General features: G+C 45.3%; 1 pseudogene. It reads right to left on the minus strand.

Annotation, left to right across the window (positions count from 1 at the left end):
* Positions 1 to 258 (minus strand): annotated as a pseudogene (locus AAEY75_RS16010) (hypothetical protein); the annotation flags it as partial.

Genomic DNA, 258 nt, shown 5'->3' on the forward strand with positions numbered 1-258 from the left:
GAGTAACCCCTCTGCTGGGCGAAGGCCGATGCCATCGTGGGAGGCAATAAAATTAAAGTAGGTTGTGCCATCTTGTGCGGGCGGCATGCTCATAAGCCAACGCTTTAAGTACAAGCAACTACCGGTAATAAGGCTGTTGATCAACAATGGTGGCAGTGAAAAGTTATAAATGCTGTGGGCTTCGTTAGCATTACCAAAATAGGTCAAGTTTTGAGGGTTAGGGATATTGGTTTCGGTAATAATAATGGCGTCTTGTTG

This window comes from Psychrobacter sp. TB55-MNA-CIBAN-0194 (assembly GCF_040309505.1).
Classification (GTDB): domain Bacteria; phylum Pseudomonadota; class Gammaproteobacteria; order Pseudomonadales; family Moraxellaceae; genus Psychrobacter; species Psychrobacter fozii.